This is a genomic window from Bacillus sp. GW821-FHT11D08 (genome assembly GCF_058808515.1).
Genome location: NZ_JBXARS010000001.1, coordinates 398021 through 413215, shown reverse-complemented (window position 1 = coordinate 413215; position 15195 = coordinate 398021). Strand labels below are relative to the sequence as shown.

The 15195-nt window shown below is 48.2% G+C and carries 20 protein-coding genes; 4 read left to right on the top strand and 16 right to left on the bottom strand.

Going from position 1 to position 15195, the window contains the following annotated elements:
* Positions 1–8 precede the first annotated feature (8 nt).
* The 3 genes from AC1RRX_RS02105 to AC1RRX_RS02095 all read right to left on the bottom strand — a co-directional run bounded on the left by AC1RRX_RS02105 (position 9) and on the right by AC1RRX_RS02095 (position 1407).
* Positions 9–749 carry an alpha/beta hydrolase gene (locus AC1RRX_RS02105; RefSeq protein ID WP_007409986.1) on the bottom strand — a complete coding sequence of 247 codons (741 nt, stop codon included), beginning with the start codon at positions 747–749 and terminating at the stop codon, positions 9–11.
* A 118-nt stretch (positions 750–867) separates the two neighbouring features.
* Positions 868–1098 (bottom strand): preprotein translocase subunit SecG, encoded by a 231-nt coding sequence (gene secG, locus AC1RRX_RS02100; RefSeq protein WP_003151681.1) that lies wholly within the window; start codon positions 1096–1098, stop codon positions 868–870.
* Between the two features lie 123 nt (positions 1099–1221).
* Positions 1222–1407, bottom strand: a complete 186-nt coding sequence (locus AC1RRX_RS02095; RefSeq protein WP_087920807.1) for a helix-turn-helix domain-containing protein — start codon at positions 1405–1407, stop codon at positions 1222–1224.
* 195 nt (positions 1408–1602) lie between these two features.
* Between AC1RRX_RS02095 and rghR the strand changes: the two genes are divergently transcribed.
* The 3 genes from rghR (at position 1603) to catR (ending at position 2868) form a co-directional block, all read left to right on the top strand.
* Positions 1603–2013 carry a transcriptional repressor RghR gene (gene rghR / locus AC1RRX_RS02090; protein ID WP_039253821.1) on the top strand — a complete coding sequence of 137 codons (411 nt, stop codon included), beginning with the start codon at positions 1603–1605 and terminating at the stop codon, positions 2011–2013.
* 24 nt (positions 2014–2037) lie between these two features.
* Positions 2038–2469, top strand: coding sequence for a helix-turn-helix domain-containing protein (locus tag AC1RRX_RS02085; protein ID WP_003151674.1), 432 nt, complete (start codon positions 2038–2040; stop codon positions 2467–2469).
* Positions 2470–2550: 81 nt separating this feature from the next.
* Entirely contained in the window at positions 2551–2868 is a 318-nt protein-coding gene (catR, locus tag AC1RRX_RS02080; protein ID WP_003151672.1) for a catDE operon transcriptional regulator CatR, read from the top strand.
* Positions 2869–2952: 84 nt separating this feature from the next.
* On the opposite strand, the gene AC1RRX_RS02075 is transcribed toward catR, so the two are convergent.
* From AC1RRX_RS02075 to AC1RRX_RS02035, 9 genes are all read right to left on the bottom strand, one after another.
* Positions 2953–4356, bottom strand: a complete 1404-nt coding sequence (locus AC1RRX_RS02075; RefSeq protein ID WP_039253819.1) for a sensor histidine kinase — start codon at positions 4354–4356, stop codon at positions 2953–2955.
* Positions 4347–5009 (bottom strand): response regulator transcription factor, encoded by a 663-nt coding sequence (locus AC1RRX_RS02070; RefSeq protein ID WP_039253817.1) that lies wholly within the window; start codon positions 5007–5009, stop codon positions 4347–4349. The genes AC1RRX_RS02075 and AC1RRX_RS02070 overlap by 10 nt, the downstream gene beginning before the upstream one ends.
* A 21-nt stretch (positions 5010–5030) precedes the next feature.
* The gene (locus AC1RRX_RS02065) at positions 5031–5801 is read right to left on the bottom strand and encodes a lantibiotic immunity ABC transporter MutG family permease subunit (protein WP_020956353.1); all 771 of its coding nucleotides are present in this window, start codon (positions 5799–5801) and stop codon (positions 5031–5033) included.
* Positions 5798–6532 (bottom strand): lantibiotic immunity ABC transporter MutE/EpiE family permease subunit, encoded by a 735-nt coding sequence (locus tag AC1RRX_RS02060; protein ID WP_015240599.1) that lies wholly within the window; start codon positions 6530–6532, stop codon positions 5798–5800. Before AC1RRX_RS02060 ends, AC1RRX_RS02065 begins: the two co-directional genes overlap by 4 nt.
* A complete protein-coding gene (locus AC1RRX_RS02055) occupies positions 6529–7242 on the bottom strand; it encodes a lantibiotic protection ABC transporter ATP-binding protein (RefSeq protein ID WP_007409980.1) in 714 nt (237 codons plus the stop codon). Before AC1RRX_RS02055 ends, AC1RRX_RS02060 begins: the two co-directional genes overlap by 4 nt.
* A gap of 111 nt (positions 7243–7353) precedes the next feature.
* Complete coding sequence (locus tag AC1RRX_RS02050; protein ID WP_015240601.1) at positions 7354–8031, bottom strand: ABC transporter permease; 678 nt, start codon at positions 8029–8031, stop codon at positions 7354–7356.
* Between the two features lie 18 nt (positions 8032–8049).
* Positions 8050–8967 carry an osmoprotectant ABC transporter substrate-binding protein gene (locus tag AC1RRX_RS02045; RefSeq protein ID WP_144463899.1) on the bottom strand — a complete coding sequence of 306 codons (918 nt, stop codon included), beginning with the start codon at positions 8965–8967 and terminating at the stop codon, positions 8050–8052.
* Positions 8968–8981: 14 nt separating this feature from the next.
* Complete coding sequence (locus AC1RRX_RS02040; RefSeq protein ID WP_061047073.1) at positions 8982–9635, bottom strand: ABC transporter permease; 654 nt, start codon at positions 9633–9635, stop codon at positions 8982–8984.
* Positions 9636–9651: 16 nt separating this feature from the next.
* Positions 9652–10797 (bottom strand): betaine/proline/choline family ABC transporter ATP-binding protein, encoded by a 1146-nt coding sequence (locus tag AC1RRX_RS02035; RefSeq protein WP_144463898.1) that lies wholly within the window; start codon positions 10795–10797, stop codon positions 9652–9654.
* 285 nt (positions 10798–11082) lie between these two features.
* Here AC1RRX_RS02035 and AC1RRX_RS02030 point away from each other — a divergent pair, with 285 nt between their 5' ends.
* Positions 11083–11616, top strand: a complete 534-nt coding sequence (locus tag AC1RRX_RS02030) for a GbsR/MarR family transcriptional regulator (RefSeq protein WP_003151660.1) — start codon at positions 11083–11085, stop codon at positions 11614–11616.
* A 33-nt stretch (positions 11617–11649) separates the two neighbouring features.
* Here AC1RRX_RS02030 and opuCD read toward each other — a convergent pair whose 3' ends face one another.
* The 4 genes from opuCD to opuCA are packed head-to-tail and all read right to left on the bottom strand — an operon-like array spanning position 11650 to position 15086.
* Positions 11650–12324, bottom strand: a complete 675-nt coding sequence (gene opuCD, locus AC1RRX_RS02025) for a glycine betaine/carnitine/choline/choline sulfate ABC transporter permease OpuCD (RefSeq protein ID WP_012118473.1) — start codon at positions 12322–12324, stop codon at positions 11650–11652.
* 17 nt (positions 12325–12341) lie between these two features.
* Positions 12342–13235, bottom strand: coding sequence for an osmoprotectant ABC transporter substrate-binding lipoprotein OpuCC (gene opuCC, locus AC1RRX_RS02020; protein WP_088005516.1), 894 nt, complete (start codon positions 13233–13235; stop codon positions 12342–12344).
* A gap of 37 nt (positions 13236–13272) precedes the next feature.
* On the bottom strand, positions 13273–13926 hold the full coding sequence (locus AC1RRX_RS02015) for an ABC transporter permease (RefSeq protein WP_003151654.1): 654 nt from the start codon (positions 13924–13926) through the stop codon (positions 13273–13275).
* 20 nt (positions 13927–13946) lie between these two features.
* Entirely contained in the window at positions 13947–15086 is a 1140-nt protein-coding gene (gene opuCA, locus AC1RRX_RS02010; protein ID WP_003151651.1) for an osmoprotectant ABC transporter ATP-binding protein OpuCA, read from the bottom strand.
* Positions 15087–15195 lie beyond the last annotated feature (109 nt).

Sequence of the window (15195 nt, the reverse complement as noted above, 5' to 3'; positions counted from 1 at the left end):
CCTGTTTGTTACCAATCGAGTTTCTCTAAAAATTCGTACACATCCTGATGAACGAGGTCCCGTTCTTTATCGAGCGTAATGACATGGCCTGATTCTTCATACCATTTCAGCTGTTTGTCGTCCGTTTCCACCTCGTTGTAAATGATGTTCGCACTTTCTGTATTAATCATATGGTCATGCCGTGCCTGAACCACAAATGTCGGGGAATAGATCATGTCGACGTTTTTGCGCACATCGGCAATCAGCTCCTGAAGCGATTTGAGCGTATTCATCGGTGTTTTTTCAAACTCCTTCATTTCCTTTTCAATCTGCTCCGGCTGTTTTCCTTCGAATTTTTTATAATTGCGCGCGTAGGAGAGAACTCCTTCGTACATAACCTCTTCACTTTTAATGTGCATCGGCGCACACATAGGAACAATTCCCTTTATGGGTACAGTGTAACCCAATTTCAATGAAAAAACCCCGCCAAGCGACAGTCCGCAGGCCGCAATGTTTTCATAGCCTTCAGACCGTAAATATTCATAACCGTCCATGACGTCTTTCCACCAATCTTCAGGCCCCGTATGTACCAGTTCTTCCGGCGGAACGCCGTGCCCTTTATATTGAGGCGCGTGACAAGTGTAGCCGCGCTCATTCAAGTAGCGGCCGAGCATTCTGACGTCTGCCGTATTTCCCGTAAATCCGTGCAGCAGAAGCACCGCTTTGTCTCCGCCTTTAAATGTAAATGGTTTTGGTGTCACAATTTTCATGCTCATAACCCCTTTTTTGCACATTCAATTTAGTTTTCCACAGTTTTGCGAGAAACAAACGCCGTCTCTCAACAAGAAAAAGGCCTGATATTAAATCAGACCTTATACAAACATTGCCTTATACGATATACGCCAGCGAAATCGTCAACACGAAAAACAAGACTGCCAGCACAACGGTTGTGCGGTGAAGAATCAGATCAAGGCCCCTTGCTTTCTGTTTTCCGAAAAGCTGCTCCGCCCCGCCTGAAATTGCACCCGATAAACCGGCGCTTTTGCTGGTTTGAAGCAATACGACAATAATAAGTGCAATACTGACGATGACCAATAAGGTAATCAATAATGTGTGCATCCCATACACCTCCAGACTGACTGGCCTACATTGCTTCTATTTTACATGAAAAACAAAGGCATGTCACGCCGTATCGGTGCACATCATGTCAGAAAAACGGAAATGCGTTTGAATCTTCCATCATCATTGACTTTTGTCAACAAAGTCGTAGTAAAAAAGATCTTCAAATTTCATGTCAAAGTAATAGAGCATTTTTCCGATGACCAGCTGGCCCGGCCTCCGCTCTCCATTCAGTACACGGCTCAGTGTGGCGGGAGATATTCCGATCTCCAGGGCGAGCTGGTTTAACGAGTAGTCATTATTGACCATATACTGCAGCACATAATCTCTTCTGATCTGTATCTTTTCGACCACTTTCTTCACCTTCCGTTCTGTCAAATACTTTCTTTCTTATACATAAGATACGGCTTTTGTTAACTTTTGTCAATACTTTTCCAGCCTGGCTATTCCCTTTAGTCAATAAACATACTAGAATATAAATAGACCGCGGGAGGGGGAAAGACTGTGGAAAGCTTCGGGAAACAATTGCGGACATTGCGGGAAAAAAGGCATCTGACAGTGAATCAGCTGGCAACGTATTCAGGCGTCAGCGCCGCGGGAATCTCGCGGATTGAAAACGGCAAACGCGGGGTGCCGAAACCTGCAACCATTAAAAAGCTCGCAGATGCGTTAAAAATCCCGTATGAGGAACTGATGCAGACGGCGGGATACATAGAGACCGTTCAGGAAACGAGAGCCCCGTACGACACGGGCTGCACCTTGCTGGAAAAAGCCGAAACGTTTGAGCTGCATGATTTATCCCTGTTGGAGCGGGAGAACTGGCGGCACCTGTCGAAAGAAGACTTGGTTCTGCTTGATAAATACTTTGCGTTCTTATCGGCTGAAGCCAAAAAAAGAACAAATGAAGACTCATGACTTTGCACATGTGAGGCGATCTTATTGAACACATTCGGAAAGCAATTAAGAGAGCTGCGCCGCGCCCGGAAGCTTACCGTCAATCAGCTTGCCGTCTATTCCGGCGTCAGCTCGGCGACCATTTCCAGAATTGAAAACGGGCACCGCGGCATTCCTAAACCCGCGACCATCCGAAAATTGGCGGACACATTAAAGATTCCGTACGAGGAGTTAATGGCGCGGGCCGGACACATCAAGGCATTTCAGGAAGAAATCCGCGAAACCTCCGAAAGCTATCAATCCATCTGCGCCATCTATCAGACCGCCGTTGACAGAGGCGCGGAGCATCTGCCGCTGTTTGACAGCAAAAAGTGGCAGCACTTCACAAAAGAAGATATTGAAAGCGTCAGCAAATACTTTGATTTTATCGCGGCTGAAGCGAAAAAGCGCTCCCCGGATTCCTCATCCTCTTTTTGATCCTCTCCTCAACTTAACAAGCGCCAGACGTACGTTCCCTCCGATTTTGCGGTATAATAGCAGAAGACGAGGTGAAAAAGCATGAACCAATCAGAAATGTGCCCCAGATTCGAAAAAGCGGTCGACATCCTAAGTAAACGCTGGGTGGCTCTAATCGTCTTTCAGTTATTGAACGGACAGCAGCGATTTAGCGAAATTGAAGCGGCGCTTCCGAATTTAAGCGGAAGAGTCTTGTCAGAACGTCTGAAAGAACTTGAAACAGAAGGTGTCATCAAACGGGATGTTATCCCCGAAACGCCTGTCCGCATTGAGTATTCTTTAACGGAAAAAGGCTGCGCATTAGCCCCTATTTTAGAGGAAATTTCCAAGTGGTCTTCAACATGGATTGATCCTTCCTGATAAACTCTTTTCCGCATAAGCGGCTGATCTCTCAAACGGACAGCCGTTTTTATTTTTGCTTTTCTTAAACAGAAGAACAAGCCCTCAGGCGTGCAGGGCTTGTTTTTGTCTGACGCCTTCCAGCGGAATTCGAATCTCCGCCCGGGCTCCTCCAGACTCCTGATTTTCAAGTATTAATTCGCCGTGGTGAAGATGTACGACATGATGGGCGAATGTAAGCCCCATGCCGTGATGCCCCGCCGAATGTCTGCTTTTATCCTCCGTGTAAAAAAGCTGTGTCGCTCTTTTCAGCGCTTCCGGCGAGAACCCGCTTCCGCTGTCGGATACGGCGAGATGGAGGGCGGAATCGGTGCACAGGACGTCCACACGGATTTCCCCTCCTTCCGGCGTATAGTCGACGGCATTTGCCGCGATATTCATGACCGCCCTGTGGAGCAGCTCATGATCGATCGGCGCTTCAATTCGGTCAATTCCCCGTTCGCTGAGGACGAGATCAATCTGTTTCGGCCCCGCAAGCGCCGCCGCGTCACGATATATGTTTTGAATCCACTCTTTGAGGTCGGTATATTCCACATGAACGGCAACTGCCTCCTCCGCTTTAGAAAGCTGGATCAGCTGTCCGACATAATGCTCGATTTTGTTTCCGGCATCCAGAATATACTGCGCATATTCCGCCTGCTCCTCATCAGGCTCTGTTAACTGAAGCAGCTCGGCATTTCCTTTAATGATCGTTGCCGGAATTTTAATATCATGCGCAAGCGCGCCGATTTGTTCTTTCTTTATCCGCTCCGCCTCCCATTGCGCCGCCAGAGATGCCTGAAGCGCGTCTTTCATTTTCAGCAGAGAGTCAATGACATCGTCAAATTCCTTTATGCGCGACCTTTTTGGATTGATATTTAAATTCTGTTTTTGAATGCTTGCCGTAATGGAGCTGAGTGTGCTGAAATGCCGTCTCAGCTGATTGGCGAAACGCGTCGTCACGATAAAAACGGTCAAAAGAAGCAAAGTGATCAGAATCGTAAGACCCGTCCATTCATAATTCGGCAGATAGCGCCTTAACAGCGGCGACTGAAATTCCGACCTAAGTGAATATTGGAGAACGCCATATTCATCTTTCCGATTTATCACCATGAATCCTTTTTGAGCATAATTAAAATACGGCTGATGCTGAATCTTTTTTCTGGCGTTGGCCGCATCTTGTTCCGTCATCGTTCCTTTTGTCATCCGCTTTGTTTTTTTATCAAAAACAGCGTATGTCATACCTGCGGGGATCATGTCTTCGGTTATCTTTTCCGTTGATTTCAGGCGGGGTTTGATCTGTTCCGCCTCATGCTCGCTGTAGTTTGCGGGCAGGATCGCTCCGGCATTCATGGCAATGGCATTTAAGGCGACACATAATGCCGCCACCCCCATCGTGCTCAGACACAGTGTGATCGTAAATTTGACAAGCTCTTTGCGGATGCTGGATTTTCCTTTTGCTATTCCCATTTGTATCCGACACCCCACACCGTTTTGATCGGATCAGCCCCGTGTTCTTTACATTTTTTCCGGATGGTTCTGATAAACTCCGTAATGGTTGAATAGAGCGCATCGCCGTCCAAGCCGTACACTTCCTCGTAAATCTGCTCCCGTGAGAATGTTCTGTTTTTATGCTGTGCCAGACATTCAACGATTTTATATTCGTTTTTCGTAAGAGGAAGTTTCCGGTCATCAATCCATACTTCTTTATTGTCAAAATCAAACATGAAGCCTGATATCAGCCGTTTCGTCTGATGCTTTTCCCGCCGTTCCCTTCTGACATGCGCGTTTACCCTTGCCATCAATTCCTGTATGCCGAACGGCTTTGTGATGTAATCATCAGCGCCTGTCATGAGGCCTTTCACAATGGATTCTTCGTCAGACTTTGCCGTTAAAAACAGGATCGGGCTGTCCACCAGCGGGCGAATCCGCCGGCAGAGTTCAATCCCGTCTGTTCCGGGCATCATGACATCAAGAAGAATCAAATCATAGCCTTGAAAAAAATCCAATGACTGATCCTCCGCTTTTTCCAGAATCGTTACTGTATGCTGATCACGCTGTAAAATGTTTCTGATCAGAACGAGAATATCTTTTTCATCATCAATTGCTAAAATGTTTGCCACCGGCCGAATCGCTCCTTGCCTTTATTCATATGAACGCCGCCCTTCCCATCTTCTGCACCAATAGAGGCCGGCCAGACATAATATCACTATAGAAAAATATAACATTATTTCTCCGAATCTCATATCGTATCTTACATAAGGGAGGAACTCTTTTTTGACTTTGTCAAAATGCAGCAGTCCTGCAAGGCCTGAAAGCCGTACGCTCCATGCCCACGGGAAAAAACGCCAGATGGTATCGCCAAGTCCCGTATTCATGAGCGCCGCCATTAATAAACCCGCTCCCCCTAAAAGCCCGGACGGTCCCATGCCGTACTTTATGCCGACAAAAAAAGACATCATATAAAGCGGAATACTGCCGGCAATCAGCCACGCCCCTCCTTTTAAAAAGAGAAGATACGGGAGATCATTGATGTGAAGAACAAATTTCATCCCCGCCAAATAAAGACAGATGGCGAGACCTGCCGATAACACATTCAATAGGAGCAGCAAAAGCAGCTTACCCGCAAAACTGATGATTTTAGAATGCGGGACCGCCAGCATCATCTGAAAATGGCCCGCCTGTTCCTCAACCGAGGCAGACATGCCGCAGACAATACTGATGATTAAAGGGTATAAAACGGCAATCGCGCTGAAAAACACACTGTACAGCATATAAGGCTCCTGAACCCTTCCATACATATACAACAGGAAAAATCCCGCGCATAAAACCGGCGCCGCAGCATGCATCCATATGAGCGGCGTACGCTTCATTTTTAATACATCGGCCCACATATATCGTAAAAGCACGGTCATGACCGGTTTCCCCCTTTTGAAAAAGACACGGCGGAAACAAAACTTACCGCGATAAAAGAAAGAATAGAAAGAATAATAGCCGGAATGATCACGTTTCCGTTTAATAAGCCGCTGTTTGCAGGAAGCGGAATTCCGTTCGGATGGATCCCGAGAATCGGTGACATCAGCCGGACTGACCAGCTCCATGGACTCAGCCACCACAATGAGCCTGACGCCGGCACAATGCCTAAAACAAAGGCGGCGATCATATTCATGAGGATCACTGCCGTAAACCCGAACTGTCTGGCAATCCATAAGCAGAACGGAATTTCCCAAAGCGTAGACAGCCACAGAAGGGAGCTTGCTTCAATACCTTTCAGCTGAACCGCAGCAATTGCCGGAAACACAAGGCCAAGAAAAAACATGATGACTAAAAAGACGATTTGCGACAGGAGTGAATACAGCGCGATCAAGCTTATTTTTGAGAACCATATGCTCTTCAAGTCAGCCGGCAGTGAGTACACCGCACGGTCATTCGCTGATTTTTTCTCTTTTTTAACAGATAAACCGCACATTAGAGCAATCATGAGCGGCATGAAAATAACCGCCCACCAATTGAACGTGCCCGTCATAAAATAGGCGGCATTCAGCAGAAAAGAAAAAGCCGTGTTCAGAAGCGGGATAAGAATGATCAGCTTTCTGATAAATGTTCTTTTAGATGTAAGATGTTCCGCCTGCATGTACTGAATCATTTCCCAGTCCCCGCTTTCTCCCGTGTTGATTTGACAACCTCCAGAAACAGCCGCTCCAGATCGTCTTCCCGGCTGATTTCTCCCTGATATCCTAAAACGCCGTCACTGATAATTCCGATATGGTCTGCGATCTGCTCGACTTCTGATAACAGGTGGCTAGATAAAATAACCGTCATTCCCTGTCCGGGCAGGGAGCGGATAAATTCCCGCAAATCCTGAATTCCCATCGGGTCCAATCCGTTTGTCGGCTCATCAAGAATTAAGAGCGACGGACGGTTTAATAATGCCAACGCAATGCCGAGACGCTGCTTCATTCCCATAGAAAATTGTCCGGCGCGCTTTTTTCCGGTTCCCGTTAATCCCGTGATTTCCAGCACTTCCGCAATTCTTGAATCAGGCAGTCCGAGCATCACGCAGCGGACTTTCAGATTTTCAGCGGCTGTCAAGTTGCTGTAAAGCGGCGGCGCTTCAATCAGGGAACCGATGCTTTTCAAATCTTCGCGCTTCCATGTATGTCCGTCGAACAGAACCTCGCCGGATGTTTGCTGCAAGATTCCGGTCAATATTTTAAGAGTCGTTGATTTTCCGGCGCCGTTCGGACCGAGCAGGCCGTATATACTGTTGCGCTTAACCGATAGAGACACATCAGCCACTGCCTGTTGTCTGCCGAATGATTTTTGCAGCTGTCTCGTTTCTATGATGTTGCTCATTTGATTACCCCTCTGCTTTGTTATTTGATAAGTAAGACTTTACAGCGCAGTTATCAAAATTTAATCAAGAAATCAAAAAAAAGCATCCTTCACGCGGAAGAATGCTTTTTTTCATGAGGCTGAGCGTACGATCAGCTTTCTTTTTTGTTTTTTCACCGGGCTGAGGGCTCGTTCCAGCCACGCCATCAGCAGGTCTGCGGCTACCGCCATCAGCGCGGTCGGGATGGCGCCCGCCAAAATAATGGCGGTTCCGTTTGTCGCGTTCGACCCTCTGACGATCATATCGCCGAGGCCGCCCGCCCCGACGAAGGTGCCGATCGCCGTGATGCCGATGGCAATGACGAGCGCCGTTCGGAGACCCGCCATAATGACGGAAAGCGCAAGCGGCAGCTCCACCATACGAAGGATTTGGTATTTCGTCATGCCCATCGCCTTTCCCGACTCGAGATAAGCGTGCTCGATATTGATAATGCCCGTGTGCGTATTTCTGAGAATCGGCAGCAGTGAATACAAAAACAAAGCCGTGATGACCGTATTGGCGCCGAGTCCCATGACGAGCATCAGGACGGCGAGCATCGCAAGCGCCGGAACGGTTTGAATCACGTTCGCCACAGCAAACACCCAGCCGGCGAGACGCCCGTGCCTTGCTGTCACAATTCCGGCCGGAATGGCGAGAACGGCGGCGAAAACGACGCCGTACGCCGACATGAGAAAGTGCCGCCAGCACTCATACAGAACATAACTGCCGTTTTGAGCATAATACGTAAACAGCTCCTTCATCGTGTCCATCCGCACATCTCCTTTCCGTTATTCAAAGTAATGATGTTTTTCTAAATATTCCTTGGCCACGACGGACGGCTCTTTTAATCGGCCGTCAACTTCGTAATTCATTTTCTGCATCATCTTTGTATCAATCGCGCCGATCATTTTATGGATCACGCCCTCCAGTTCGGGATGCTCTTTTAATACTTGATCCGGAACGACGGGTGAACAGTCATACGGAGGAAAGAACCGCTTATCATCCTTCAGCGTTTTCAGTCCGTAAGCGATGATTCTTCCGTCGGTAGAATAAGCGAGCGCGATATCCATCTTTCTGCTTTTCAGCGCGTCGTAAACGAGGCCGATCTGCATCGGATACGTGCCTTCAAATGACATTCCGTATGTGTTCATAAAATCCTGATATCCGTTGCCTCTCAGCTTCATCCAGTAGTTATCTACGCCGAATTTCAGATGAGACGCTTCTTTTTTGACATCGGATACCGATTCTAAATGGTACTTGCGGGCAAGCTGTCCGGAAACGGTAAAGACGTATGTATTATCAAAGCCGTAAGAATCAAACCATTTCATGTCATATCTGTTTTGAAATTCACGCTGAACGAGCCGCAGCGCTTTGTCCGGGTCTTTTTCCGGCTCCATGCGAAGCGTCCCGGTCAGCGCGTCTCCTGTATAGCGCGTCGCGGCGATATCAATATCACCGTTTATCAAGGATTGCTGCTGTACGGCATTGGAGCCGAGATTTTTAATAACGGATGTTTTCAACCCGCTGTGATGTTCGATCATCTGTCCGAGCATGCTCGCGATGATTTCTGATTCGGTCATGCTTTGCGCGCCGATTTTAATGGTGTCCTCCGATGCGGCGCTCAATCCCGGGAGCGAGCATCCGCCAAGGAGCAGCATGCCGATACAGGCGATTGCGAGCAGCCGTTTTTTGCATCTATTCCCCATGAGAGACCTCCTCCTTATGAAGCGTCCTTTATGCTTTTCAGCCCGTCAGGCGTGACTTTCCGTTCTGTCATCCCCAGCATGTAATCGACGGCTGCCGCCAGCACTGTGACCGGAACGGCGCCTGCGATAATATACTCCGGCTGATAAAGGTTCAAGCCGATAAAAATGTAATCTCCCAGCCCGCCTCCGCCGATAAAGGAGGCGAGCGTCGCCCAGCCGATTAAATAAATCGAAGACGTCCTGATGCCCGCCATGATGACCGGAGCGGCAAGCGGGAGCTCTACAAGCCTGATCTGCTCCCATGCCGTCATGCCGATTCCTTTTCCCGATTCCAGAAGATGCCGATTGACGCCGAGAATCCCCGTATACGTGTTTCTGAGAATCGGCAGCATGGAATAGAAAAACAGCGCCGCAACGGCCGGGACCTTTCCTACGCCTAAAAGCGGAATAAAAAACGCAAGAATGGCAAGGCTCGGCAAGGTTTGAATGATGTTGACGATGCCGATGACGGCGCCGGCTCCTCTTTTCATCCTCGTCAGCACGACGCCGAGCGGAACGGCGGCGAGAATGCCCGCCATGACGGCGATTAATGAGATGTACAGATGCTCCCATGTTTTATAAAGCATCTCTCCTCCATTTGCCTGTAAAAATTGCACGGTCTGATTCATATCAATTGAAGCCTCCTCATAACATCACCGCGAGCTGATTCTCTTCTCCCCAGATGGAGTCATAGACGATGTCAACGAGGCTTGCCCTTGTCACGATTCCCGTTAGCCGGCCGGCTTCATCAAGGACCGGCACAAATTTCATGCCTCTTTTTAAAATTTTATGGACGGCGTCGCGGAGCAGAGTGCCGCTTCTGACCGTGTACAGATCCCGGTCAAGCACTTCCGCGACGGTTACCGCTTGTCTTCGATTGCGGTCAATCATCTCCACATCGACATAACCTTGGAGAACGTTCTTTTCATCAATGACGAGCAGCGAATCCACCCGCTCGGCACGCATCAGCTGAATGGCGGCTGACAGTGTTTTCTCAGGTGTTACCGTCACGGGATCGGGATTCATGATCTGCTCCACCCGTTCAATATCAGGGCTGGATGATTGGATCAGCCGTTCCTTGCCGATAAACTCCTCAACAAATTCATTCGCCGGAAATCTGAGAATCTCATCAGGCGTTCCGGCCTGGACGATTTCTCCCGCTTTCAGAATGACGATTCTGTCCGCAAGCTTGATGGCTTCGTCCATATCATGGGTAACAAATACGATGGTTTTATGTAAGGTTTTTTGCAGTTTTTTAAATTCTTCCTGAAGGGAATCTCTCGTAATCGGGTCAAGTGCCCCGAACGGTTCATCCATTAAGATGAGCGGCGGCTCTGCGGCAAGTGCCCGTAATACACCTATTCGCTGCTGCTGTCCTCCGCTCAGTTCATGAGGGTAACGGTCTAAATATTCAGGCCCCATATCAACGAGCTTTAAAAGCTCCCGCGCCCGTTCCTTCCGTTTTTCGGCAGGATGCTTTAAAAGCTTCGGAACGAGCGTAATGTTCTGCTGAATGGTCATATGCGGAAACAGCCCGATCTGCTGGATGACATAGCCGATGCTTCTTCTGAGTTCCACCGGGTCTTGTTCCATAATGTTTCGGCCCTCTATCAGGATTCTGCCTTCTGTCGGTTCAATTAAGCGGTTGATCATTTTCATCGTCGTCGTTTTGCCGCAGCCGCTCGGCCCGATAAAACAAATAAATTCGCCTTTGGCGATATTCAGGTTGATGCTGTTGACGGCTTTTTTCCCGCCTTTATACATTTTCGAGACATTTTCTAATGTCAGCAAACACTCACACCTCCACGATTAAGTTTATTCAATTCGTTAAATTCAAATTTAACTTTTCAGACAATTGAACGTTTTCCATTATAAATTAAACTTTGTAAATTAAAAAGTTTACAATTTGTCCATATTATATATAAAGGTTGTGTAAGCACTGATTAACCCGTATTGACCGGCAAAGTTCTTCTTATTGCTCCGGATTACTGCCAAATTCTCTCGGAAGAGCATTTCCGCCGGTTTAAAAATGTGGTATATTGACATCGGAATTGCTGACTGAAAGGATTGAAACTGTTGGAGAAAGATCCGTTACACGTAATCGAACAAGCTGAAGATCATTTGATAGAACGAATCGCTGAAAATATGCATACATTCGGAATGCCCGCGACGGTGGGGCGCATTTTAGGCATTATTTATATGAACCGCAAGCCGATGACCTTAACTGAATTATCAGAAGCGACCGGCATGAGCAAGACGAGAATGAGTCAGGCGGTCCGTGAAATGCTTGACGTCAATCTGGCGGAAAAAGTGTTTGAAAAAGGCGTCCGCAAAGATTTATACGACGTCGAGCAGGATTATTACCAAACCTTTATTACGCTGTTTACGGCCACATGGAGCAAGGTCGTCAGCAAAAATAAAATGATGCATAAAAAGCTGAACCGCGAACTGACAGCCGTCCTTGAAAACGGCGTGCCGGAAGAAGCTGAGGAAAAAATCAACGAACTGCTGAAAGAATTAAAGGATTGGCTAGATTACTACAATTGGATCAGCCGTCTGATCGAGTTTTTTGAAAGCGAAGAAATTTTCAAGCATGTTCCGAAGCCATAAGAAAAAAACGCCCTGACCCGCAAGGCGTTTTTTTCATGCCGCATTCGGCGCTTTGGTTCGTTTTTTCTTTCTCACCGGACTCAGCGCCCGCTCCAGCCATGCCATCACAAGATCTGCGATAACGGCCATCAGCGCTGTCGGAATGGCGCCGGCCAAAATAATCGCGGTTCCGTTCGTGGCGTTTGAGCCCCTGACAATAATGTCACCGAGTCCGCCCGCGCCGACAAACGTACCGATTGCCGTAATGCCGATCGCGATGACGAGCGCCGTCCGCAGCCCCGCCATGATGACGGAAAGCGCAAGCGGCAGCTCCACCATGCGGAGCACCTGAAATTTGGTCATGCCCATCGCTTTTCCCGATTCAAGATAAGCGTGTTCAATGCTGGCGATGCCCGTGTACGTATTCCGGATGATCGGAAGAAGCGAATATAAAAACAGCGACAATATCACCGTATTGGCGCCGAGCCCCATGACGAGCATCAGCACCGCAAGCATCGCAAGCGCCGGCACGGTCTGAATCACGTTTGTCACCGCGAATACCCAGCCGCTTAATGTTCTGTGCCTGGCAATGAAGATGCCGAGCGGAACCCCGACGATCGCCGCAAATAAAACGCCGTATACCGACATGAGAAAATGGCGGTAAAACTCCTGAAGCACATAGGCGCCGTTTTGAGAATAATAAGTGCCGAGCTGCTGCAGCACTTCCATTTGCCCCACCTCATTTCTTATTCAAAATAATGATGTTTCTCCAAAAATTCTTTAGCGACGACGGACGGTTCTTTCAGCTTGCCGTCCACCTCGTAATTCAATTCCTGCATCGTTTCCGTATCGATTTTGCCGATCAGTTTATTCACAATGCCCTTCAGTTCAGGATGCTGCTTCAGCACGCTGTCGGGAATGACCGGCGAACAGTCATACGGCGGGAAAAACTGCTTGTCGTCTTTTAAAATTTTCAGATCGTACGCTTTAATCCGTCCGTCCGTTGAATAAGCGAGGACGGCGTCCATTTTCCCGTTTTTCACGGCATCGTATACAAGTCCGATCTGCATCGGATAGGTTGTGCCGAATTCAAAGCCGTACGTGTCGGTAAAGCCCTTATAGCCGTCACCTTTTCTTTTCAGCCACGCATTGTCTACACCGAGCTTAAATTGATCCGCATGCTTCTTAATATCGGACACTTTGTCTAAATGGTCTTTTTCCGCAAGCTCTTTCGTGACGGTAAAAGCGTATGTGTTCTCAAATCCGTATGAATCAAACCATTTGTAATGGAAGCGTTTCTCAAATTCTTTCTGTACGATGGATAATGCTTTTTTCGGGTCTTTTTCCGCTTCCATGCCGAGGGTGCTCGTTAAATCCGTTCCCGAGTAGCGCGTCGCGGCGATATCGATTTCACCGCCGAGCATCGCTTGCTGCTGGACATAGTTCGATCCGAGGTTTTTAATTAATGCCGTATTCAAGTCTGTATTGTGCTCAATCATCTGTGCGAGCATATTGGCGATAATTTCTGATTCCGTCATGCTTTGCGCCCCGATTTTGATCGTATCATCGGAAGCCCCGCTCAGGCCGGGAAGGGAACAGCCGCCTAGAAGCAGAGCAGCTGACAGCGCCAGTGCGCACATCCATCTCTTTTGGTTTCTTTTCAAAACAGCCAACTCCTTATGATACTTCCTTCAGTCCTTTCAGCCCTTTCGGCGTCACCTTCCGTTCCGTCGCCGCCAGCAGATAATCAATGATAATGGCTAAAATGGTGACCGGCACGGCGCCGCCGATAATATATTCAGGCTGATAGAGATTCAGGCCGATAAAAATATAGTCTCCGAGCCCGCCGCCCCCGATAAAGGAAGCAAGCGTCGCCCAGCCGATCAGATAAATGGTGGATGTGCGGATGCCCGCCATGATCACCGGAACCGCAAGCGGCAGTTCCACAAGCCTGATCTGCTCCCAGACCGTCATGCCGATGCCTTTTCCCGATTCCAGCAGATTTTTGTTTACGCCTTGAATGCCGGTATACGTGTTCCGGAGAATCGGCAGCACCGAATAGAAAAACAGCGCGACGATCGCGGGCACCTTTCCCACGCCTAACAGCGGGATAAAAAACGCCAGTATCGCGAGACTCGGCAAGGTCTGCACAATGTTGACGGCGCCGATGACGGCGCCTGCGCCCTTTTTCATTCTCGTCAGCGCCACTCCGAGCGGAACGGCGACGACAATGCCTAATATGACGGCGATGATCGAAATGTATAAATGCTCCCACGTTTTATATAACAGTTCTCCGCCGTTCGTCTGCAAAAACTTGATCATTTCATTCATTGTAAGCGTTCCTCCCCTTGTCAGCCTGTCACCAGCTGGTCTTCCTCACCCCAGATTGAATCGTAAACGATGTCGACAAGGCTCGCTCTCGTGACAATTCCGACTAAATGCCTTTGTTCATCAACGACGGGTACATATTTCATTCCGCGCTTTAAAATTTTGCGTACGGTATCGCGCAGCAGTGTCCCCTGCTCGACTGTATACAGATCAGAGCGGAGCACGTCGCCGACAAGGCTCGCTTTTTTCCGGTTCTGATCAATGATTTCGACATCAACATATCCTTGCAGCACATTCAGGTCATCAACGACAAGCAGGGAATCGACACGGTGTTCCCGCATCACCTGTATCGCCTGCGAAAGCGTTTTGTCCGCCGTAACGGTGACAGGCTTTTTATTCATCATCTGCTCGACGCGTTCAATATCCGGTCTTGATTGCAATAACCGTTCTTTGCCGATAAATTCTTCGACAAACTCATTAGCCGGATTCCGGAGGATGTCATCAGGAGTGCCGGCCTGAACGATCTCTCCCGCTTTTAAAATGACGATCCGGTCAGCCAGCTTAATGGCTTCATCCATATCGTGTGTTACAAACACAATCGTTTTATTCAATGTTCTTTGCAGTTTTTTGAATTCTTCCTGAAGGGAATCCCGCGTAATCGGGTCAAGCGCTCCGAACGGTTCATCCATGAGAATAAGGGGAGGTTCCGCTGCAAGGGCGCGCAGCACGCCGATTCTCTGCTGCTGTCCCCCGCTCAGCTCGTGAGGATAGCGGTCTAAATATTCCGGGCCCATATCGACGAGCTTCAAAAGCTCCCGCGCCCGTTCCTTCCGCTTTTGTTCCGGCCATTTCAGCAGTTTCGGCACGAGGGAAATGTTCTGCTGAATGGTCATATGAGGGAAAAGTCCGATCTGCTGAATGACGTAGCCGATTTTCCGTCTCAGCTCCACCGGGTCCTGCTCCATAATGTTTTCGCCATCGATAAAAATCTTTCCGGATGACGGCTCAATCAGTCTGTTAATCATTTTCATCGTCGTCGTTTTTCCGCAGCCGCTCGGCCCGATAAAACAAATAAATTCGCCTTTTTCGATATTTAAATCAATGCTGTTGACAGCTTTTTTTCCGCCTTTATAGACTTTTGATACATTTTCTAATCTCAGCAATCCGTGCACCTCCGAAGGGTTCCGTTATTTTTCTGAAAAGTATAATCTTTATTATAAGATGAAATTTGTAAAATAAAAAGTTTACAATGTGTTGAAATTATATACAATA